Genomic DNA, 21,965 nt, shown 5'->3' on the forward strand with positions numbered 1-21,965 from the left:
CGGACCCTCTGCACGGGCCCCTCTGCACCGAGGCTCTCGCCAGCCAACCGCCGCTGGACCAGAGCCTATTTCCGAGCGAATTCGCCCCACGGCATACGAGAGCGTGGGGCGAGTGCTTCGACAGGACTTGAGTTTTGGCTAATAACAGGAGCCTGAACCCTAGTAGCGGAAGATCATGTCAAACGTCCAACGATCTTTCATAATGTCCTCGAAATCCGTCAGCGGGAACTCGTAAGCCACACCCGCCTCGACATTGCCGCTCGGCTTGAACTTCATGCCGACGTTGTGAGTGACGACATCATTGCCTTCCACTGCGGTGTCACCCAGATTCAGCAGATCCAACCCTGAAACGCCGAACGAGGATCCGGTATTCGCATCGTCCACCCAGTGCCACCATGAGTTTTCAGTGAACAGATAGAATTTGTCAGTCATCCGGACGTCGAGGTGATTGTTCCAGTGCACGGTCGTGCTCTGTACCGATTGATCCACCGGAAGCTGCCACCCAAAGGAACTTAAAACGTGGGCATTGCCGCCAAACAAACGCTGACCACCGGTGGCAAAGAAGTGGAACTCACCATCGCCTTGCGACTGAAGGGCACCTTCACTGCCTAGCGGAATCTCGAAAGTGAACCCGCCTGACAGCAGTGTTCCCGTTTTCGTGTTCCGAATGAGGTTGTATTTCAGCCCAGCCGAAACGTCTGCCCAGCCGGAATTCAGCAAAGCGGTGTCGAGTGCCCCTTCGCTATTGTCGACGATGTAACCATCTTTGACGGCGATCAAGCTCAGCCGTTCGGTCAGCGCGATGCGAAACTGCAAGGCGAACAACTGAACGCTGCCGCCAGCGGGAACATCACCGGGACCGAGCGTTTTGGGAAAACGATGCGTCATGAAAATAGGTCGCAACTCGGTCAAGTTACGAGGATCCTCGAAGTGCACAAAGTCGATCATCGGGCTGATGAAATCATCGAAGCAGTGATCGCTTTCCTGAACGCATCCCAGCCCCGTCAACTTTTTCGCGAAACTATCCAAACAAGTCAGACAACTGCATTGCCCGGAATCGCAACCGCCATCGCATGTTGAATAACCGGCGGCCGAATCACAGCATTCGAACTCGCAACCACAGTCCGGTTCGCAACACTGCGATTCATCGCAAACAGTGTCACACCCTGATGCACCGAGCAGATCGCCCAAGCAGTAGCCGGCCTGGGCGTTTCCAGCCGTCGAGACCGAAAGCCCTAGTGCAATTGCACTGATCGCCAACCATGAATTGTATTTCTTCTTCACCTTCAGACTCCTGTCTCAGTTCCTGGTGAACTGCCGTTACAGCAATCCACACATCGATCTAACTCCCGACCAAACCGACAAAAGCTGGCCACGACCGATCTATCGTGGAGTAGAGAGGAGCCCGATAAGCAAGTTGGCTAGATCCGTCACAACTCGAACGAACGCCATCAAATCCCAAGCTTCAACGCGGGTGCCGTACCGAAACAGGCTCGTTCTTGATCTGGATCAAGAACGCAAACAACCACCAACAAGAATCGCCAAAACGGAGCGACACTTTGTCACAGAAACGACTGCCGAATTTCCGACAAGCCAACCGCAAAAAACAAGACTTTGCGGGGCCTCGGTCGCCAAATGCGTCACAACCCGAAAGGTTGCCCAGCAGCTTGCCCAGCAGCTTGCCCAGCGAGGCCATGCTAGATTCGTTCAAGCGAACGAGTCTAACGGCCCAAAAGAAGTGAGAGTGCTGGGACTCGAACCCAGGACCATTCGATTAAAAGTCGAATGCTCTACCAACTGAGCTACACTCTCGTTTGATTCTTACTCAGGTGGCGAAACCAACCGGTTGTCGAAACAACCGTTATCTCGCGAGCACTCTAAGCGGAGCGGACAGGATTCGAACCTGCGGAACCAGTTTCCCGGTTCACCGATTTAGCAAACCGGCGCTTTCGACCACTCAGCCACCGCTCCAGGTGGATTCCTTCATCGGGAGATTAATTTCCCAGGAATGCTTTCGGTCAGGCGGGATTGTGCTCGATCGGCCAGGTTTTGACAACCCGGTTCCCTTCATTTGTGAGTCGTTATAGTTTCGAATATCCGTAAGTCCTTTTCTCACATCAGGTTTTCAGTTCAATGACCGAGCCGCAGTGGAACCTCGAGCCCAAATTCGACTTCGTTGAAAAGCACCGTGTCCCTACCAACAAGAAGGTTTCGCTAGGGAAAATCGACACGGAAACCAATGGCCCCTTCGACGGGAAGGACCACGGTCGGGCGTTCACCCACCAGACGGTCATCGAGATCCGCGAACTGCAATACCGCATGTTCACAGAAGGAAAACAATCACTTTTGGTGGTTCTGCAGGCTCCCGACGCGGCTGGTAAAGATGGGCTGATCCGAAAAGTGCTGGGGCAAATGAATCCGCAAGGATGCCGGACCTATCCCTTCAAAGTCCCCTCGTCCGAAGAAGCGGCTCATGATTTCCTGTGGCGAGTTCACAAATGTGCTCCCGCAGCGGGCAAGGTGTCGATCTTCAACCGCTCCCATTACGAAGATGTGTTGGTCGTTCGCGTGGAAGACCTCGTGCCAAAATCCGTGTGGCAACAGCGGTATGACATCATCAATAGTTTCGAGACGCTATTGGCCCATCGCGGCACCCGAATTCTGAAGTTCTATTTGCACATCAGCCCGGAAGAACAGCTCGAACGCTTCAAAAAGCGACTAGACGAGCCCTCCAAACACTGGAAACTCAACGCCGGGGATTATGCGGCTCGTGACAAATGGGGCCAATACCGTGAGGCATACGAGGACATCTTCGAAAAATGCAACACTTCCTATGCTCCTTGGCACGTGATCCCAGCCGACAAAAAGTGGTATCGCGATGCCAGCGTCGCCGCCATCGTGCAGAAAACGTTGCAAGAGATGGATCCGCAGTTGCCAACCATCGATGCTGATCTTGACGAGATTCGCCGCCTTTACGAACGCGAAGCCGCCGAACTGGCTGCCAAGAAGTAATAACGGTTTACAATAGCCGCCTTCCCCCACAACTCCTCTCTGTCCCCGATTTCGATGTCTATCCGACGCAACCCCACTCGCCCCGTTACCATCGGCTCCATCACGATTGGTGACGGGAATCCGATCGCCGTTCAAAGCATGACGGCGACTAAGACTCAGGACGTTGACGCCACCGTCGCGCAGGCAGAAGCACTGCATGCGAGAGGCGCTGGAGTGGTCCGGATCGCGGTCGACAGCAGCAAAGACGCCGAAGCTCTTGCGGAAATTCGCCAACAAACAAAAGCCAATTTGGCCGTCGACTTGCAGGAGAACTTCCGGCTGGCTGAACTGGTTGCTCCCCACGTCGACAAGATTCGCTACAACCCCGGCCACCTGTATCACCACGGGCGAGAGCTATCGTGGCAAGACAAGGTGAAATACCTGATCGATATCGCCGCGACGAATGCCTGTGCGGTTCGAATCGGTGTGAATTGCGGCAGCGTGGATCCAGCCAAGAAGGAAAAATTTGCCGCCGATGACTCAATCACTCCGATGCTGGAATCCGCCCTGGAACACTGCGAGCTAGTTGATTCGCTGGGCTTTCATAACTTTGTTGTCTCGCTGAAAGATAGCGATCCGTCCAAGGTCGTCGAAGTGAACCAGCGATTCGCTCAACAGCGGCCCGACGTGCCCCTGCACTTGGGCGTGACCGAAGCCGGCATGCCTCCCGAGGGGATTATCAAGACTCGGATCGCCTTCGAGCAATTGATCGGCAAGGGAATCGGCGACACAGTTCGCGTTTCGCTAACGCTCCCCAACCCTCGCAAACCGGAAGAAATCGACGCGGGTCTCGAAATCATCGACGATATCTATGCGGGTCGCGTTCGCAGCGTCGTGCGGTTCGACGACACCAAGCTGAACATCATCAGTTGCCCCAGTTGCTCGCGAGTTGAAAACGAAGCCTTCGTCGATCTGGCCGCCAAAGTCAAGGAAATGACGGCTTATGCCCAGGACTATGCGATCACGATCGCGGTAATGGGTTGCCGAGTGAACGGCCCCGGCGAAACCGATGACGCGGATCTCGGTTTGTGGTGTGGTCCAGCAAAGGTCAATCTTAAGAAAGGCGAACAGCCCCTCGGTGCGTTCGGCTACGACGAGATCCTGCCTAAACTACAAGCGGAACTCGACCTCCTGATTGAACAGAAACAGGCCGCCGGACAACCGACCGCCTGAGCCAAGTCACTCCGGAGCGTTCAACCGACGCCGCATTGCTTGAGCGGCTGAACAATTGCCATGCTGCGACCCTCGGATCGACAGCGATGCGATACATCCGTCGTAGAATTGGCAGGCCCCAAAACCGATTGCGACTGGGCAAATGCGCAAACTGGGCAAACTGGTTTGCGACTCGATGAAAAAACGAAGACTTTCTGGCACCTGAGGATTTTGACTACAGCCAGACGGGGATCTGTGTCGACTCTAACGATTAGACGGGTTGTCCGCTTTCTACGTTTTATGCCGCATTGGAACTTCGACCATGTCGCCGGTTGAACCACAGTTTCACGTTCCCTTATTTCCTCCCTTCCCAAGTGCTGAACGTTACGTTCGCGTGGGTTCCCAGGATGACGCGCTCCAGCGTGTGATGCGTGCCGTCGAGGCATGGGAAGCCATTTCGCTGGTCATCGGGCCTCCGGGAACGGGCAAGTCCTTGATTTGCCGCATGCTGAAGAATCACTTCGCCAGCCAGCGTGAAGTCATCGTCTTCGGTGACGCGACACTGGAAAGCCCTACCGCACTTCAGCGACATCTGTTGAGTCGACTGGATCGGATCCGCGGCATCGCCGCCGCCCCAGCTTCCGCTCACGATGATCCGCAACTTGCGATCATGGAGCGAATCGCCAGCAGTTCGCCAGAATTTGCTGGTCTCTTGCTGCTCGTCGACGAGGCTCAAGACCTTTCGCCCGAAACGCTCGACACCATCCGCGTGCTGACCAACGCGATGACAAGCGACGGTCGTCCTTGCGTCAGTGCTGTGTTGGTCGGCGGTCCCAAACTGGACGAGACACTCGCTCTGCCTTCGCTCGAAGCCTTGGTCCAACGTGTGGCCACTCGGTGCTATGTGCATCCGCTGTCCAGCGACGAAACCATTCACTACATCAGCAAAGTGCTCCAGCGCAGTGCCGGTTGGGGAGTCGACGCAATTGACGAAGCCGCTATCCGGTCAATTCACCGAGCCTGCAGCGGCGTCCCGCGTCTGATCAACCAATTGATGAACGCTTCGGTTGAATATGCTCAATCACGTGACCAACGGGAAGTGACGACGCAAACCGTCGATCAAGCTTGGGCCATCTTGCAACAGCTACCTAGCCCGATCCTGGAAGAACCCGAACTCGCTCGCCCCACCAGCGAAGTCGAATTTGGACCGCTCGGCGATGATTCTTCCAGCATCGATTTTGAAGACCACCACCAAGCCGAAGCATGCTCACAAGAATGCTCGGTGGAACCAGTCGCGGCTGACAACTGCCAAGACGAAGCTTGCAATCCGGAAGATTGCGACAACGCCGAATGCCGTTCGGAAAAAGCTTGCTTGGAACTGGATCTGTCAATCGACGATGAATCTGATTTTGAATACGACGAAGCACCACTTGCTGGTGCCGAAACCGCAAAGTCGATCACACTGAATGAACAAGCTGAAGGCAGTGTCTGGGACGATTCCAAGGCGGATCATGATGACATCTCGCTTGCCGGCGAAGGCATGCACTTGGGAATCATCAGTGAAGATGCCATTGGTATTGGATCGCTCAGCCTCGACTGCCAAACCATCGGTGCGTTTCAATGCGACACCAGCAACTGCGATGACGTAGCAAACGAACTCGACCAGAAAAGCACGACTCAAGGGAACCACAGCGAAGCGGCTTCCGCATCGCACGGCATCCCAGTTCAAGGTCCTTCGGCTCAAGACACCTCGACTCCATCGCCAGACAACCTGTTTGGCGACTTCGACGAAGAAGAACCGATCGCCGGCACCACCGACCAACTCACGTTGGCCGCGTCACCTGCCACGAAGCCAACCGAGAACGTTCCTTCGGATGAACTCGAAAACTCGTTGCATCAAGAAATCCTCAGCCTACGAGGTGCCGCTGCATCTCCCGTGCTTTGGGTGGAAGACGAAGACGGCGGCAGCCTGGAAGACGACCGTGATCTTCTAGTCATCGAAGACGATGTCGATGTGGATGGCGTCGCCGTTCAAAACGAAGTCGAAGTCGATGTGAAACCGGCGACCACCGTCGCTGTCGATTTCCAAGCCATGCTTGCCAAGATGCGTTCACCAAATCGCTAATCACCTGGGATCACGATGAACTCCACTTCATCGACGCAAGCCATTTCGGCGGACCATACGTTAACCACGTTCTTGTGTCACGCCGTTGCGGCTAATCGAGCGGAACAGAAAACGCTGACGCTCGTCACTCCCACGTCCATTGCTTTGCAACCGGCCTTCTTTTGCGATCTTGCCGAAGGCTGGCGATCGTTGCAGTCCAAGCTATCCATTAGCGAAGACACGCGATTGCAGATCGACATCTGTCGAGGCGAGTCGTCGGGCAGTTGGCTTCGCAGTCTGCTCGAACGAGTGGATCTATTTCGTTGCCAACGTGAATTCGCCAAACGTCAAATTGAGCCCTGGATCTCTCTAACCCGTTGCTTGGTCATTGGCCGGCCCACGATAAACACTCCTGTGGTCGTAATGGGCATTGCCGACGAACAGGTTGAACTGCCTAGTTGGACCAAGGCAGCCACCATGCGACTGCCAAAGCACTAAAGGTTTGTACTGCACCCTGCAGTCGCTTCGTGCATTTCCGCACCGTCTGCTGGGGTGTGGACGAGGCAGCCAGTCCGGTTGCCCCGAACTGTGCGGATGGACTCGTTGCCTTGTCCACGACGATCAAAATCGGAATCAACCTGGCTGCGAGCATGAGTTGGTTAACCGGTCCAATACCTGCTGAACCGCTTCGGCGACTTTCGCTTCACCCGCGGCAACGTCCTTCCGCTGGGTGGCTGTCGTCGGCGCCCTACCGGCCCCCAGATCCCAACCGCGAGCTTTCGTGCCCGCGCGAACGCCATCAGGGAATTCGCCCAGCCCGACCAACAAGTCGAAAATGGCAATAAGCTCGTATTGAAGCGAGATCGCTTTGGACACGTCTCCGGACTTCACACTCTGATACACCTCACGTGTTAGTTCAGGCACGACACCGCTGCTCGCATTCGTGCCGCCATCAACTCCGGCCAACAACATCGGTGCCAGCGAAGAGTCCCAACCGGTCAAGAACGAAAAGTCATCGCGTGTCGGACGAATCGCCGCCATCATCCGCATCATGTTGACGATGTCACCGGAGCTATCCTTGATTCCGACGATGCGTTCAAACTCGCTGGCTAACCGAACGACCGTTTCGGCTTCGATGGGTGAGGCGAACAGCGGAATGTTGTACAGCGTGACATCGACATCCACGTTGCGAGCGATCTCGGCATAGAAGGCGTACACACTCTCGCTGCTGACACGAAAATAGTACGGCGAAACGATCGCGACCGCTCGCACGCCTAGCTGGCCATAGGCATTACACGCGCGAATCGTGTCGTCGGCATTGGCTTCCGTTGCCCCGGCCAAGACCGGCACCCGTCCGTTAGCTTGATCGACGACGACTTCCACAATCCGTTGCCGCTCTTCGGTACTGAAGCGGATGAATTCTCCGGTGCTACCGTTGGGATAGATCCCATCCACGCCTTTTTCGATCAGCCAGTCGACATATCGACGCAACGTTTCTTCATCTAGCCGGCCGCGTGCATCAACCGGTGTGATGTTTGGCGTCAGGATACCGGTAATTCGACTCGACATAACTCAACCGTCACTGGGATCATCAGGAAATGAACCCTTAGCTCGCCTATCACTGATCACCCTTAAAGCCCCAATCAGCCTGGAATAACCAGGCTGCAGCGGGAATTTCAAGTCTGTCCAATGACTACCGAATCAATCCAGTAACATTGGGTACAGAAGAATCGGCAACAGCGACTTCGCTAAGCAATTCATGAAACTTTTCAACCGGCTGATAGCCTACTCGATGAGCCACTACTTTGCCTTGGGGTTGAGCCACTAACGTGGTCGGAAAAGCGGTCACTTCCACTCTCGAGAGCACCTGGTTGTTAGCATCGGGGCGCAACCGGATGGGAATGAATCGACCAAGTAAACGCTTGCGCACCGAAGGATCACACAACGTGTTGCGTTTCATTGCGTCACAATACGTGCATTGTTCGCTGGTAATAAAAATCAACATCGGACGCCCACTCTTCTTGGACGCCTCCCAACCAGACTCTAACGTTTCGTGCCAGACCGGTTCCGCCTCCGCCGTCTGGCTGGATGTGAGCTCGACCGCCGGCGATGCAAAGTCGGGCATTTCGCTATGCCCCACCGACGCCGTCACCAAGGCGACACACCCGATGAACCCTGCCAGGATGCGACTACGCAATCCGGTTGAAATTGGCCCTGTAGAGATTGGACCTGATGAACTTGGATCAGTTGAACTGAGAAGACCGGCTGTTAGAAGATCCGCTGAACGGACAACCGAATGGAACTGGAGAGCACGAATCATTTGCGCAAACCCATTTTGAGAACGAGATCCGCCGCAGCAAACCACCGGTGTCAGGCTCGCCCAATCACGACGCTCCCAAACACCTCAAAGCCTACCTGACGGAGCATTCTGCTCCGCTGAACGGCGATAATGTGTAAAAACCTGACGGAAGATACGCGGGCTACACAAGATAGGCAACGAGGTGGGGCGATAACACCTCTGCAGGAAAGGTGTCTTTTCGTACAGGGTCCCTGCGATCTCGAGATGTCTATTTCGACTTCTGATAGATCGCCGTTAGCAGGGATTCCGTGTCCTTGAACTTCTTTCCGCTCTGCAGAGCTTCATCAATAAGGTGACGCGCGTCCGTTTCGCTGTGGCCCAGCGTGACCAACGCGTCGTAGGTTTCTTCCACCACTGGCGAGCTGTCGGGTGAACCGCCAGTCAAATCATCGCCCGCCACAATCAAAGCAAATCGCGGCATCTTGCGGCGTAATTTGGCGATAATCCGTTCACTCGTCGCTGGGCCTACCCCCGGAAGTGCTGACAACGCCTTATTGTCTTGCTCTTCGATCAGCACCGCAAGTTCGCGAACCGGGCGGATCATGGCTCGGAGCGCTTTTTTGACACCGACACCGTCAACGCTGCAAAACAGATCAAAGAACTGACGTTCAGGTAGCGTCAAGAATCCGATCAATCGCGGGGTCAAACGCCCACCCTGGGCATTGCCTTCGATGTAATCCAGCGTGTGCAAACGAATTTCTTCGTTCAGCTTGGATTGAAGCTGCCGGCGAGTGAAGTCGCCCACGTAAACTTCGTAGTCAAAGGGTGCCGCGGCAATCGTCACACTGGTTTCGCCAACGTGGACGAGCGTCCCTGCAATCGCACTGATCAAAATAAATTCCTTCTAAGAGTCAAAACCGGCATGCGCTAGCCAGCGGTATTCGACCGCGATGACGCGATCCAACACAACCAAACGCTGAAATGCTACGCTCAAGTGGCCCACTTCGCCACCACAGGAATCGCTGATGTCAGATCCGATCAACAACCCTTACGCGGCACCTAGCGAAATCGGTGGACAGGATCCTTATTCACCCGGCAACCCAGACGAATTAGCGGGACGTTTTACCCGCTTTGTCGCCGCGTTGATCGACGGCATCCTAGTCATGGTGGTGATGTTGCCCATTCAATTCATGACTGAATTTCAGATGCGGACGCAGACTGGCGAAGTCAGCGCACTGGAGCAATTTGGCATGACGGCCCTGAATTTCGGTGCCTTCCTGCTATTCCATGGGTACCTGCTGGCCAAGCGAGGACAAACCGTTGGTAAGTTCTTGCTGAAGATCCAAATCGTTGGCTATCCGGACCGCGAACTGATCCCGTTCGGCCGGCTGTTGGCCTACCGCTATTTGTGGCTGTTGCCGTTCACGCTGATCGCGATTCTGATCCCTGGAATGATCGACGATTTCCTGGTGGGGATCATCACACTGGTGGACTCGTTGATGATTTTCCGTGCCGACCGTCGCTGCCTTCACGACCTGATCGCAAAGTCGCAAGTAGTTCTGTATCGGCCGCTCGGATCGCCTGACTTGGAAGCTGCCCACCCGCAAGGGTAGGGCATTCGAATCCGAGTCGCTTCGTCCCGGCTAAGGACTTCAACAACAACTAGCGACGAGATTGCGAGTCGTTGGCTTTGGCCGACTTCACCGTGTCTTCGTGCACCAATTCTTCGGTCATGCGTGCCCGGTATTCCATCATGCTACCGGCACCTTGGAAGCCGACGACGGTTTCATCCCAGTTGAGCTCTTTGCCCAGCAGGTAGCCGTTGTCGACATCGAACCGGATCGTTCCGTTACTCAACTGCTGAACCACTTGAGCCTTGATGGATTCATCATCAATCGGAGTTAATGTTTCACTCTTCACGGCGATCGTCGCCACACCGGCCTTGACCTTCTTGAGCGTATAGACCTGACGGATCTTGATCGTTTTCACCAAACCGTCTTCTGTGCGAGCTTGCAATTCCGAAGGCACCGCCCATGACGTGCCCACCGAAACCGCTTCTTCAGGCACCGACAAGGTCAGCGACCCCATGCCCAGCGACGATTCCGATCCAGCGTGCTTTTCGCGTCGAATTTCGTCACCCTTTTCATTGATCGTTACGGTGGCGAGTGGCGTTCCGATTTGGCTAGCCACTACGCTAAAAACGCCAGGCGGCGTTTCGCCTGTTTTGCTGTCCCAGCGAATCTCTTCGGCCTCGCCGTTTTGTTGAGTCATGGCGACGGATTCGATCTGATGATCAAACGTCATTTCCGTGGGTTTCGCATCGTTGACCGTCCACGACCGAATACTGGTGGTGTGCACGTTGGCGATTTCTTCGGTGCCGTTGATCCGCGTTTTCGTCTTCGCAACATGCGTCACTTCGTAACGAATTTTTTGATTGGGCGACAACTTGTGCCGCAACTGATAGGTCTCACCTGATTCAGCGGGCTTGGACTTAACCAAAATGCTTTGGCCACCTGCATCCGCGGCAGTGGCGTCGTGCGTACTGAATGCACCGAAAGAGGCAAAACAAACGGCGGCGAGAGCGATAGAAAGCCGAACAGGGCCGAACGAACGGTGAAGCAACACAACCACTTCCTTTGGAAAGACTGGTCAGGGAAAGATTCTTTTCAAATCAACACCCCCGGCGTTTATCAAAAACGCGACAGTTTTTCCAGATCAACTCAAGTCGTCTTTAGCCCATTCTCAGACGACCAATCCACACAACAGCGGCCAATCTACCCCTGCTTGGGAAACGCAGCTGGTTGTCCGAACCAGTCCGGATGATATCCCTCTCGAACCGCTAGCAAAATTGCTTTGCCATGTTGGTGTTCGGCCCCATGCGTGTAGTCCCATTCCAACCGTTCTTCGTACCGCAGAATCCTCAACCGCGATTCTGCCGCAACGGCCCAGGCGGCCAATTGATTCGGCCGGAAATAATTGATCACCGCGCCAGCAGTTTCGCTAACGGGTACCTGGCGAGTGTTGCCGGGGGGAAGTTCACTGCCGGGATCTTCGGTCGTATGGACCTGCACATACAACATACCGTGATCAGTCAGGCTGTCACACATCCGCTGCCAGACGTCTTGAGCATCCACCGCCGGAATATGGTCAAGCACCGTGGTCGCAATCACGGCGTCGAAGTGATTTTCAGGAAACTCAAACTCCCGCACGTCACAAAGCTTGGTCGTGATCCGGTCGGCCACTTGGTGCTCCACAGCCCGCTCGTTGATCCGTGCCAAACCGCGATCACTTAAGTCGACCGACGTCACCTCGTATCCCGCGGCTGCCAATGCGATCGAGTCTCGACCGGCTCCAGCGCCCAAGTCGACCGCCAACCCGTTGGTCGGCTGCTTCGCCCCCCGGTCCGGCCCGCCGACTTGCTCAAGATACGCCTGCAGAGCCGCCGATGGCTCCATCCCGTAGGCGATCTCATCGCGGTTGTAGGCGTCAAAAAAGTAGTCACTCGCAGGAGAGGTCACGTCAGTCACTTATAACAAAGGGTAAAAATTGAGCTTGTGAGGGTTCCCGCGTGACCTCGACACCGGCCATGCGTTTCTAATGTACAGAGTAGTTCATGGGGAAGTTTGGGTAGCTGGAGACCAAGTTTCAGCAGTTGGTGGGGAAGTTTCGACATTCGTCATCCGCTTTGCCAAGATTGCGATGTCCCATTCGAATGACTATCCAACACCATGCCGGCCCCCACTGATAGCCCCGAGATGCCACCGACCGCTACCAACTGGCACAGACTGTTCTCTAGATCGATATGAAACATGAACCACGCAGCCAGCGAGTCGACAACGAATCGCGAGAAGTCAGGTCTAGCGACTCTGGCAACTCGAACCGCTCGCTGGGCGTTGCTGGCGTTCATGATGTTGAGCACGTTCGCGGTCCTGATTACCGGCATCAGCGACAACGAACCAACCCGTCCCAAACAAGCTTCTCGCCTTTCTAAGCAGTCCACAAACACGTCCCACTGGGATTCAGTCGTCGATCAAACGTGGCGTGATCAAATCGAAGCTGCTGGCTTGGATGCCGCCGATCCTGCCGATTGGCTTACCGTGTGTCGACGACTCTCACTCGCATTAGTCGGCACCGGCGTTTCACTCGAAGAGATCCGCGATCTACAACAATTGGCCGAAGACCAGCGAGTCGAAACCCACCGCGAGACCCTACTCAACGATGGACGATTTCATGACTACTGGGGCGAGCGATTCACGCGTTTTTTGGTCGGCGCCGATGAAGGCCCGTTCCTTGTTTACCGTCGGCGTCGCTTCCGAACGTGGCTCTCCGAACAACTTGCGGCTCAGGTTCCTTACGATCGGTTGGCACAGCAACTGATCACCGCGGAAGGGCTTTGGACGGATCGACCGGAGGTCAATTTCCATACGGTGACCTTCGATACCGGCAATGGAAACCCAGATCCCGTTCGCATTGCCGCTCGGGTCTCAAGAGTCTTCCTGGGGATCCGAATTGACTGCCTGCAGTGCCACGATGACTTCTTAGGCAACGTCTCCGTCGGCGATCCCGTATGGATGCAAAACACGTGGATGCGAGACGCGGAATTTGCTAACGCCACAGCCAACCAAGCCGAGCCGTCCACCGCTGATATTCGGGCCGGGACTCAAGAGGATTTCCACGCATTGGCTGCCTTCTTCACCGCCGCAAAAAACAAGGGTTTACAAGGTTTGCAAAGCAAGCCAGCGAACTACTCGTTTCAGTTCTTGTATGCGGACGAGGAAACATCGGTGCCGCCTCAAGTCCCATTCCGCCGTGACCTGTGTCCATCGCCCGACGAAATCCCCAATGCTCGTAAACGATTGGCACATTGGATTACCGCTCCCGACAACCTGCAGTTTGCTCGTGCCACGGTCACCCGCATTTGGACTCTCTTGTTCGGTCGTCCGCCCGGTGATGCGGTCGACGACTTGTCACTCGATGAGACGCCCAGCCCCATGATGATGGCGTTAACGCAGGCGTTCATCGATAGCCACTACGACCTAAAGACCTTGATTCGGTTGATCACCGATAGCCAAGCCTTCCGTATCGACAGTCGGGCCAAATTTGAAATCACCCAACGACACGAAAACGCGATGGCGGCATTCCCGCTAGTTCGACTTCGCGCCGAACAGGTTGCCGGTTCAGTCATTCAGGCCGGACGTGTCAAAACGATCGACCGAGACAGTTCCTTCATTGTGCAACTTCAGCGCTACGGCGAAACCAATGACTTCCTCAAACGATACGGCGATTTGGGCGACGACGAGTTCAGCAGCGATGCCGTAACAATCTCGCAACGATTGTTGATGCTCAACGGCAAATTGACCAAAGAAATCACCAAGTGGAACCCGATCCTCAACACCTCGGCTCATGCCGGCATGTTTGCTCAAGACGCTGCCGGTGTCGTCGAATCCATCTATTTGGCAACGCTGAATCGGTTTCCTACGCCAACCGAGCAAGACCACTTCATCCAACGAATTGAAAATTCCGAAAGTCGCAAGATGGCGATTGAGGACATCGTTTGGGTGTTATTTAACAGCAGCGAATTCGCGTGGAACCACTGACCATGATTGACTCTCGATGGACATCGCTCTGCGATCCAAGAATTCACCTATCGCGGCGCAGACTTCTCGGTGCCGGAGGCGGATTGATGCTTCCGAGCTTGGCCCGGCAACTCGCACACGCAGCCGAAAGATCACGTGATCCAAAATCGCCGCCGATGAGCCTGATTGTGCTTTGGCTGGAAGGCGGTCCGAGCCAACTTGAAACGTTTGATCCTCATTCAGGTTCGCTTGTCGGTGGCGACGCCCGTGCCATTCCAACCCGGACCACCGGGCTTGAAATTTCCGATGCGTTGCCCGCCACTGCCGAAGCGATGCATTTAGCAACATTGGTGCGCAGCGTTGTCGGCCAAGAAGGTGATCATGAGCGGGCGATCTACAACATCAAAACGGGCTTTCGGCCTGACCCCACCCTCGTCCATCCCGCGATCGGAGCGGTGCTGTGCGATGCCGACGATTCCGGCGCGGACATCCCTCGGCACGTTTCCATCTTACCGGGCAACAATGCTGGACGCGGTGGATTCCTGGGTGCAAAGTGGGACGCATTCCGCACCGGTGACCCACTCAATCCAGTCCCGGATGTTGTCGCGAGTGTCCAACCGGATCACTTAGCACGCCGACTGGCTGATTTGCACGATATCGTGGAACCTCAGTTTGCCCGAAACCGGTTAACCAATCTGCAGGACAACCGGACTCTACATCAAGCCAGCACAGAAGCCGCTCGACGGATGATGTCTAGCGACCAACTGGATGCATTCGACGTGCGTCTGGAGCCCGAAGCAAATCGACTAGCATTTGGCGACGATCCGTTCGGACGAGGTTGCCTGGCCGCCGCTCGACTGATCGAAGTCGGCGTCCGCTGCGTCGAGGTCACACTCGGTGGCTGGGACAGTCACGTCAACAATCACTCGCTGCAAAGCTCGGCAGCTTCAAGGCTCGATCCCGCACTGGCTGCGCTGCTGCATCGTCTGGAAGAACGGAAACTGCTGGACTCAACGCTGGTTGTTTGCGGAGGTGAATTTGGACGCACACCGCGAATCAATGCTGCCGAAGGACGCGACCACTGGCCGCACGGTTTCAGTGTCATGATGGCTGGAGGCCGGTTCCGACGCGGGCATGTGCATGGGGCAACTTCGACGGATCCTGAAGCGACCGGGCCAGCCAAACACGTCAGCGACCCGGTTTCCATCGCCGATCTGCATGCGACGATTCAAACCGCTTTGGGCCTCGATCCCAATTACGAATACCACACGCCAGTCGGACGTCCAATGTTCCGCTCCGAAGGCCGTGTGTTGGATTCGCTGCTGACTTAACACTGGGGCGTAATCGGCAGCCCACATTGTGCAATGCACCCCACTGCGAAGATCGCTCGCGTGCCCCTACAATGCTCCGTTTTCCTATGGAATTGCGGGATCGCCCGCACTCACGGACTCATCTGGGGCTGTATCGTCGCGATGCCGATTATCGAAGTCAAAGACCTAACGAAGCACTACCGTGTCTACCAAAAGAAAGAAGGCCTAGGGGGTAGTATCCGAGGTCTTTTCAATCGCGATTTCCGCGACGTCCATGCCGTTCAGGGCATTAACCTCACCGTCGAGCAGGGCGAGTTTGTCGCCTTCCTGGGCCCTAACGGAGCCGGCAAGACCACCACCCTGAAACTGCTATCGGGTGTGATCCAACCCACCGGCGGTTCGGCTACCGTAATGGGGCACGTTCCGTGGAAACGGGAGAATGATTACCGGCGAAGGTTTGCGCTCGTCATGGGCCAGAAAAACCAGCTTTGGTGGGACTTGCCCGCCCGTGAATCGTATCGCCTTCACCAACACATCTACGGCATCGACGTTAAGGCGTTCGAAGCTAGACTCGATGAACTGAGCGATTTGCTCGACGTCACGCGTTTGCTCGATCAACCCGTTCGCGAGCTGTCGTTAGGCGAACGGATGAAGATGGAATTGATCGCCGCATTGCTACACAGCCCCGAGGTTCTTTTCCTTGACGAGCCAACGATTGGTTTGGACGTCATCGCCCAGCACAACATCCAAAAGTTCTTGAAATACTATCAAGAGAAACGCCAGATCACGATTTTGCTGACCAGTCATTACATGAAGGACATCGCCGCCCTTTGCCGCCGCGTCGTCGTCATCGCTCGTGGCACAATCCAGTACGACGGGTCCCTATCCGGCATCATCGATAAGTTCAGCGGCGACAAGCTGGTCACTCTGCAATTCGCCGCATCGGAGTCGCTATCGCTGCCGAAGTCACTTGGTGAAGTCGTCAACGAGAACTGGCCCAAGATTCAATACAAGGTTCCTCGCGGCGACGTGCCGCGACTTTTAGCCGAAACCCTTCGCGACCACTCAATCGAAGATGTCGTCGTCGAAGACCCACCACTCGAAGACGTCATCGCTGGACTGTTCCGCGAGTCAATGGAAAACACGCAGGAAGCAACACAAGCATGATTCAACTCGACAACCTTTCAATCGGATTCCGCGGCCCTCAACTGCTTGACGACGTCTCCGTTCGCATTCAACGAGGCGACCGCATCGGACTGCTCGGACGCAACGGTGCAGGCAAGACTACACTGCTGAAGTTACTTGCCGGTGACCTCACGCCCGACCATGGCGACATTGTCGCTGATGCCGGCGTTCGCATAGCACGACTGCTCCAGGATGTGCCGCGGCACATTGAGATGAAGGTCAACGACTTGATGATGGCCCGCTCAACTGAAATTGAGGGCATGACATCTTCGCTGGGCCCATCCGATCACGAAACCCGCGAACCTTGGGAAGTCGAACAGTTAACCGAGGAAACTCTTTCTCGCATGGACCTGGACGGCGAGGCGAATTTCCAAGATCTCTCCAGCGGTATGAAACGCCGAGTCCTGCTCGCTCGTACGATCGCAGCCAAACCTGACCTGCTGCTGCTCGACGAACCAACCAACCACCTTGATATCCACTCGATCCTTTGGCTGGAAAAATTCCTGAAAGCCTGGTCGGGCACGCTGATGTTCATCACTCACGATCGCTCGTTCCTGCAATCGCTCGCCGATCGGATTTGGGAAGTCGACCGCGGCCGCCTGTTCGACTGGACGTGCGACTACCCCACGTTCCTACAACGCAAGGCTGACGCACTCGACGCCGAAGAAAAACAAAACGCGTTGTTCGACAAGAAACTAGCCGAAGAAGAAGCCTGGATCCGCAAAGGCATCAAAGCCCGTCGTACCCGCAACGAGGGCCGGGTCCGCGCGTTGAAGGCACTTCGCGAAGTCCGATCCGACCGGCGATCCAAGGAAGGCACAGCCAAGCTGAATCTGCAAACCGCCCAACGCGGCGGAGCGTTGATCGCCAAACTCGACAACGTCTCGTTTTGCTACGACGAATCCAAAACCATTGTGCGAGACTTCAGCACGCTGGTCATGCGTGGCGATAAAATCGGCATCATCGGACCCAATGGTGCTGGTAAAACCACCTTGCTGAAGCTGATCCTAGGCAGCCTGGAACCAACATCCGGCGAGATCAAATTAGGCACCAACCTGAAGGTTGCCTACTTCGACCAACTCCGTGACAAACTGGATCCCGAAGCGACCGTCGCTGAGAACATCGGCGAAGGCGCCGACAAAGTCGTCGTGGGCGATAAAACCAAACACATCCTGGGCTACCTACAAGACTACTTGTTCACGCCCGACCGAGCCCGAACGCCCGTGAAGCACCTGTCCGGCGGCGAGCGCAACCGCGCCCTTCTCGCCAAGCTAATGACTCAACCGGCCAACGTCATCGTCTTGGACGAACCGACCAACGACCTGGATGCTGAAACGTTGGAAATGCTGGAAGAACAACTCGCCAACTTTGATGGCACTCTCTTGATGGTCAGCCACGACCGGACATTCTTGAACAATGTGGTGACCAGCACGATCGTGTTCGAAAACGACGAGGCCGAAGGCACGGTTAACGAATACGTCGGCGGCTACGACGAATGGGAAGCGGCCAAGTTGCGTCGTGAAGGCGAAGCACGCGAACTCAGCAACGCTCGCGGAACGATCGCTCAAACAAAAGCAGCGCAGTCCAAAGCCGCCAACAATCAACAGGCCGCGTCCGAAGCCAAACCTGCACGATTGACTTACAACGAGCAACGTGAGCTGAAATCGCTGCCTGCTGAAATTGAAAAACTTGAAGCTCGCATCGCGTCACTTCACACCGAAATGGCTGAACCCAACTTCTATCAATCCGGCGGCGACCAAATCGCTCTGAAAGCGAAAGAACTACAAGAGCTGGAATCGACTCTCGAATCCAAGTTCGCGACCTGGGAAGACCTCGAAGCCCGTTCGTAGCACGCACGTGCATCGAGTAGAGGTTGCCCAGGATTCGGACCGGGCAACCTAGGCCGATTCGGCTCCGCTCACAAAGCAGTTTCTTCTCAACAAACTGCACCGGAGAAATCGGCAGCATCAACGCTCGCGTCGCGACTTCGAAATCACTAGAGAACAACCGATGCCCCAAACACTGATGAACTGGTACGACCGACCGCAATACTTCGACATGGTTTTCCGAGACGAAACCAACGACGAAGTGCGGTTCTTCGAACAAGCGTTTACGAAGCTCGTCGACAATCCTGTCAAACGACTCTACGAACCCGGATGCGGCAGCGGCCGACTTGTCGCTGCGATGGCAGGCCGCGGTTACGCCTTGGTTGCCACGGACAACAACGACGCGATGTTGGCCTACCTAGCCAAACGCCTCAAGCGACGTGGGCTCCCCGGCCAACTCCTTAACACTGACATGACGACGTACGTTTGCGAACCTACCGTTGACGCGGCGTTCTGCACGTTCAATACGTTTCGGCACCTCCTCGATGAGGACGCCGCTGTCACTCACCTGCGTAGCGTTGCTGCGTCACTGCAGCCTGGTGGCATCTACATTCTTGGCTTTCACTGCATCCCACTGGATGCCGATCCGGACTGCACCGAACGCTGGTCAGCTTTGCATGGCGGCACGAAAGTCAGCGTGACACTACGCGTGATCAACTTTGAAAGACGCAAACGTCGGGAAACCCTGCGAGTTTCCATCAAAGCTACAAAATCAAATGGACAAATTGAGCGAATTCGAAGCGAGTTCCAATTGCGTCTCTACACACCAGCCCAAGCCAAGAAGCTACTTAAGAGTGTCGACGACGTTTTTGAAATCGCTTCTGTTCACGACTTTGATTACGACATGACTGAACAACGCAAAATGGACAATGATCTCACGGACGCAGTTTTCATTCTTCGCAAACGCTAAACTAATCCGTACAATCGCTTCCCCTTCTCACCCTTCCTTCCTATTCGACTGAGTCAAACGATGGATCGTCTTGCTAGCATCAAGTATTTCGGTTTGTGCGCTGCGTTGAGCTTCGCATTCGCAGGATGCGGAGGCGGAAGCACCGCAGAACCCTCTCAGGCCACAAGCCCTGGCACAGGCGATAATGTGGCTCAACCGGCCAACCCGCAGCCCGCCAAAGAATTGACCGGTGGAATGACTCTGCCAGACGAGGTGCCAATCCAGCCGTCATCGCAACCGGCCAAACCCGCTTCGCCAGATTCAAACAAAGGCATGCAGCTACCCGACAACTTGTCGCCGTAAGCGTTGCAACTTGCCGCTAGACCCAGTGGCAGGCAACGAGGCAACGAGCCAGTCTGTCTTGAGTGGCGATTGAGGATTCGTTGCCTCGTCTACTTCCGTCAACTGGGAGTGACGTGCGGATTCGCTACATCCCCCACTGCAGTAACAACCGAAGTGAAATGCGGTTACCGGTTCACAGAAGGATTCGTTGCCTCATCCACTACGGATGGCGAGGGGAATCGCTGCCTCCTCCCCCAACACGGAGGTCGTGCAGTTTTTAAGTGCTGTGTCAGTAACGCCTTGAGAACCCCGCCCACGCAACGGGCGGGGTCGGAAAGCGAACGTTCAGCGAGATTTCCGGGGGAGCGGCAATATGCGCTGCTTCCCACGCTCGGCCCCCTCCCTCACGTACGCCTGAACGGCGTCGCTCGACCTCACCCAAAACTTCGTTCCGGGAGAGGTTCTCAAATGCTGAAGCCCGCTAAAACACGGCCTCGAAAAACTACACGACCTCCACGCCGTGAGATACTCAACGCAGCGTGACGCTAAGAGAGTGTCTTTCCGGCGACGCTAACCGCCTTGGGGCGTTGGACATTCTTTGCAAGGCCGAGCAATTCGAAGAGCTGGATCACACGCCACGACATATCAAACTCGTACCACTTGTGACCGTGAGCAGCCGCTCGCGGGGCAGCGTGGTGGTTGTTGTGCCAGCCTTCGCCATGGCTGATCAATGCGACCAGCCAATTGTTCATGCTGTTATCGCGAGTTTCATAGTTTCGGTACCCAAACACGTGCCCCAGGGAGTTCACCGACCAAGTTCCGTGCAGCACAAATACCGTGCGAATCGCGACAGCCCAAACGCTCCAGCTCAAATAGTATCGCCAAGCAACCGACCAATCGCCGCCGCTGACCGCTAAACCGATCAAGCCACCAAGGGTAGACAATGCGATCGCATGCGCGATGAAAACAAAGAACCAACCGTCCTTGCGTTCCAACTTCAAATAGAACGGATCCCGCAACAAGTCACGCACATACCGTTCGTAACGACTCGTTCGATCGAGATCTCGGTGCCGACAAACCACCCATCCCACATGCCCCCAAAGGAAACTTGCAAGCGGAGAGTGTGGGTCAGGCTGGTGATCGGAATGCTGGTGGTGCATCCGGTGAATGGCAACCCATCGCGCTGGACTATCTTGCAGATTGCACATGCCCAAAATAGCGAGCGTGTGCTCAAGCCACTTCGGACAAGTGAAACCACGGTGGGTCAGCAAGCGATGGTACCCAATCGTGATCCCCATCATGCCAAACACGAAGTGTCCCGCGATGCCCGCAATCAAACCGGACCACGTGAACAGATAACTGAACCACGCTGGCACAAACGCCGCCAAAGCGACAACGTGCACCAGCGAAAGCACGATCACGTATTGCCACATGATCTGAAGCGGCTGCACCTGATCCGGCTTCGGAATCCGCTGCGGGTCGCGACTGGGCTCATCATCCTGATGCAGCAACTCATCACCCATCGGGTCATAGGTGGCTGCCGCGACGTCACCGGGCGAGGGCTTTGCAGGAATCGTAGCCGAACCGGATTCGGACCGCATAGTTTCGGAAGTGGACATCAGAACCGTCTTGAGCAAGAAAAGCGAGAAAAAACTGGCCATAGAGGGATTCGCTAAGCCCTAGCGTCGGCATTCTTTGCCTAATATGCAATGCCACTTTAATCGCCAGCTACCCGCATTAGCATGCTAACGGAGCGATTCCCGGACGAGGCCCTGATTTGCTGCTAAATCTGCTAAATACATCAGTGCGCAGCAAAAACGGCCAGGATGCATTCCCGGCCGTATTGAACTCGAATTTTGCGGTGAACTGGGGCCTGGCCGAAACCTAAGCCGCCAATTGCAAGACAACCGCTAGCACACCTTCGTGGCCAGCTCTACTTGTCTTTGTCGTCGGCCTTCTTGACCTTCTTCTTTTTCTTCAACGAGATTTTTTGCACGCGGGTCTTTGCCATCCCGATGATGTCGGCATTTTCATCGAAACGATCGAGTTCCTTAAGACGAGCAACTCGCTCGGCACGGGTCAGGACGTTGCGGTTCTTGATGGCCCCGGCTTGAACCTTGAGGCTTCGATCCATGGTCATGGGACGAATTCTACGCTGAAAGAGTAATGGG

The 21,965-nt window shown here is 55.4% G+C and carries 19 protein-coding genes and 2 tRNA genes; 11 read left to right on the plus strand and 10 right to left on the minus strand.

Annotated features, from left to right (window positions below; all coding sequences use genetic code 11):
* Window positions 1-159: 159 nt before the first annotated feature.
* From ACR3ZL_RS24025 to ACR3ZL_RS24035, 3 genes are all read right to left on the minus strand, one after another.
* A complete protein-coding gene (locus ACR3ZL_RS24025; protein WP_473650554.1) occupies window positions 160-1,284 on the minus strand; it encodes a hypothetical protein in 1,125 nt (374 codons plus the stop codon).
* A gap of 455 nt (window positions 1,285-1,739) precedes the next feature.
* Window positions 1,740-1,812 (minus strand) — tRNA-Lys (locus tag ACR3ZL_RS24030).
* Between the two features lie 70 nt (window positions 1,813-1,882).
* Window positions 1,883-1,971, minus strand: a tRNA-Ser gene (locus tag ACR3ZL_RS24035).
* A 162-nt stretch (window positions 1,972-2,133) separates the two neighbouring features.
* Between ACR3ZL_RS24035 and ACR3ZL_RS24040 the strand changes: the two genes are divergently transcribed.
* The 4 genes from ACR3ZL_RS24040 to ACR3ZL_RS24055 all read left to right on the plus strand — a co-directional run bounded on the left by ACR3ZL_RS24040 (window position 2,134) and on the right by ACR3ZL_RS24055 (window position 6,805).
* A complete protein-coding gene (locus ACR3ZL_RS24040) occupies window positions 2,134-3,012 on the plus strand; it encodes a polyphosphate kinase 2 family protein (protein ID WP_473650553.1) in 879 nt (292 codons plus the stop codon).
* Window positions 3,013-3,066: 54 nt separating this feature from the next.
* Window positions 3,067-4,224: a (E)-4-hydroxy-3-methylbut-2-enyl-diphosphate synthase gene (gene ispG, locus ACR3ZL_RS24045; protein WP_473650552.1), complete on the plus strand. Its 1,158-nt coding sequence runs from the start codon at window positions 3,067-3,069 to the stop codon at window positions 4,222-4,224.
* 301 nt (window positions 4,225-4,525) lie between these two features.
* Window positions 4,526-6,328 (plus strand): ExeA family protein, encoded by a 1,803-nt coding sequence (locus ACR3ZL_RS24050; protein ID WP_473650551.1) that lies wholly within the window; start codon window positions 4,526-4,528, stop codon window positions 6,326-6,328.
* Between the two features lie 15 nt (window positions 6,329-6,343).
* Complete coding sequence (locus ACR3ZL_RS24055) at window positions 6,344-6,805, plus strand: hypothetical protein (protein WP_473650550.1); 462 nt, start codon at window positions 6,344-6,346, stop codon at window positions 6,803-6,805.
* Window positions 6,806-6,940: 135 nt separating this feature from the next.
* On the opposite strand, the gene ACR3ZL_RS24060 is transcribed toward ACR3ZL_RS24055, so the two are convergent.
* The 3 genes from ACR3ZL_RS24060 to ruvA all read right to left on the minus strand — a co-directional run bounded on the left by ACR3ZL_RS24060 (window position 6,941) and on the right by ruvA (window position 9,498).
* The gene (locus ACR3ZL_RS24060) at window positions 6,941-7,876 is read right to left on the minus strand and encodes a dihydrodipicolinate synthase family protein (RefSeq protein WP_486173026.1); all 936 of its coding nucleotides are present in this window, start codon (window positions 7,874-7,876) and stop codon (window positions 6,941-6,943) included.
* A 124-nt stretch (window positions 7,877-8,000) separates the two neighbouring features.
* Window positions 8,001-8,504, minus strand: coding sequence for a thioredoxin family protein (locus tag ACR3ZL_RS24065; protein ID WP_473650548.1), 504 nt, complete (start codon window positions 8,502-8,504; stop codon window positions 8,001-8,003).
* A gap of 370 nt (window positions 8,505-8,874) precedes the next feature.
* Window positions 8,875-9,498, minus strand: a complete 624-nt coding sequence (gene ruvA / locus ACR3ZL_RS24070; RefSeq protein WP_486173027.1) for a Holliday junction branch migration protein RuvA — start codon at window positions 9,496-9,498, stop codon at window positions 8,875-8,877.
* A 133-nt stretch (window positions 9,499-9,631) separates the two neighbouring features.
* Here ruvA and ACR3ZL_RS24075 point away from each other — a divergent pair, with 133 nt between their 5' ends.
* Complete coding sequence (locus tag ACR3ZL_RS24075) at window positions 9,632-10,219, plus strand: RDD family protein (RefSeq protein ID WP_473650547.1); 588 nt, start codon at window positions 9,632-9,634, stop codon at window positions 10,217-10,219.
* Between the two features lie 49 nt (window positions 10,220-10,268).
* Here the strand turns inward: ACR3ZL_RS24075 and ACR3ZL_RS24080 are convergent, their stop codons facing one another.
* The gene (locus tag ACR3ZL_RS24080; RefSeq protein ID WP_473650546.1) at window positions 10,269-11,228 is read right to left on the minus strand and encodes a DUF6263 family protein; all 960 of its coding nucleotides are present in this window, start codon (window positions 11,226-11,228) and stop codon (window positions 10,269-10,271) included.
* A 152-nt stretch (window positions 11,229-11,380) separates the two neighbouring features.
* On the minus strand, window positions 11,381-12,124 hold the full coding sequence (locus tag ACR3ZL_RS24085) for a class I SAM-dependent methyltransferase (RefSeq protein ID WP_473650545.1): 744 nt from the start codon (window positions 12,122-12,124) through the stop codon (window positions 11,381-11,383).
* 291 nt (window positions 12,125-12,415) lie between these two features.
* On the opposite strand from ACR3ZL_RS24085, the gene ACR3ZL_RS24090 reads away from it, so the two are divergent.
* From ACR3ZL_RS24090 to ACR3ZL_RS24115, 6 genes are all read left to right on the plus strand, one after another.
* Entirely contained in the window at window positions 12,416-14,203 is a 1,788-nt protein-coding gene (locus tag ACR3ZL_RS24090; protein ID WP_473650544.1) for a DUF1549 domain-containing protein, read from the plus strand.
* 2 nt (window positions 14,204-14,205) lie between these two features.
* Complete coding sequence (locus ACR3ZL_RS24095) at window positions 14,206-15,513, plus strand: DUF1501 domain-containing protein (RefSeq protein ID WP_473650543.1); 1,308 nt, start codon at window positions 14,206-14,208, stop codon at window positions 15,511-15,513.
* 141 nt (window positions 15,514-15,654) lie between these two features.
* On the plus strand, window positions 15,655-16,659 hold the full coding sequence (locus tag ACR3ZL_RS24100; protein WP_473653467.1) for an ABC transporter ATP-binding protein: 1,005 nt from the start codon (window positions 15,655-15,657) through the stop codon (window positions 16,657-16,659).
* Window positions 16,656-18,527, plus strand: coding sequence for an ATP-binding cassette domain-containing protein (locus ACR3ZL_RS24105; RefSeq protein WP_486173028.1), 1,872 nt, complete (start codon window positions 16,656-16,658; stop codon window positions 18,525-18,527). Before ACR3ZL_RS24100 ends, ACR3ZL_RS24105 begins: the two co-directional genes overlap by 4 nt.
* A 160-nt stretch (window positions 18,528-18,687) precedes the next feature.
* The gene (locus tag ACR3ZL_RS24110; protein WP_473650541.1) at window positions 18,688-19,473 is read left to right on the plus strand and encodes a class I SAM-dependent methyltransferase; all 786 of its coding nucleotides are present in this window, start codon (window positions 18,688-18,690) and stop codon (window positions 19,471-19,473) included.
* A gap of 60 nt (window positions 19,474-19,533) precedes the next feature.
* Entirely contained in the window at window positions 19,534-19,815 is a 282-nt protein-coding gene (locus tag ACR3ZL_RS24115; RefSeq protein ID WP_486173029.1) for a hypothetical protein, read from the plus strand.
* A 524-nt stretch (window positions 19,816-20,339) separates the two neighbouring features.
* Here the strand turns inward: ACR3ZL_RS24115 and ACR3ZL_RS24120 are convergent.
* Together ACR3ZL_RS24120 and ACR3ZL_RS24125 are read right to left on the minus strand one after the other, a co-directional pair.
* A complete protein-coding gene (locus tag ACR3ZL_RS24120) occupies window positions 20,340-21,317 on the minus strand; it encodes an acyl-CoA desaturase (protein WP_473653466.1) in 978 nt (325 codons plus the stop codon).
* 410 nt (window positions 21,318-21,727) lie between these two features.
* Complete coding sequence (locus tag ACR3ZL_RS24125) at window positions 21,728-21,934, minus strand: small basic protein (RefSeq protein ID WP_473650539.1); 207 nt, start codon at window positions 21,932-21,934, stop codon at window positions 21,728-21,730.
* Between the last annotated feature and the right edge of the window lie 31 nt (window positions 21,935-21,965).

This window comes from Rhodopirellula sp. J20-39 (genome assembly GCF_057365095.1).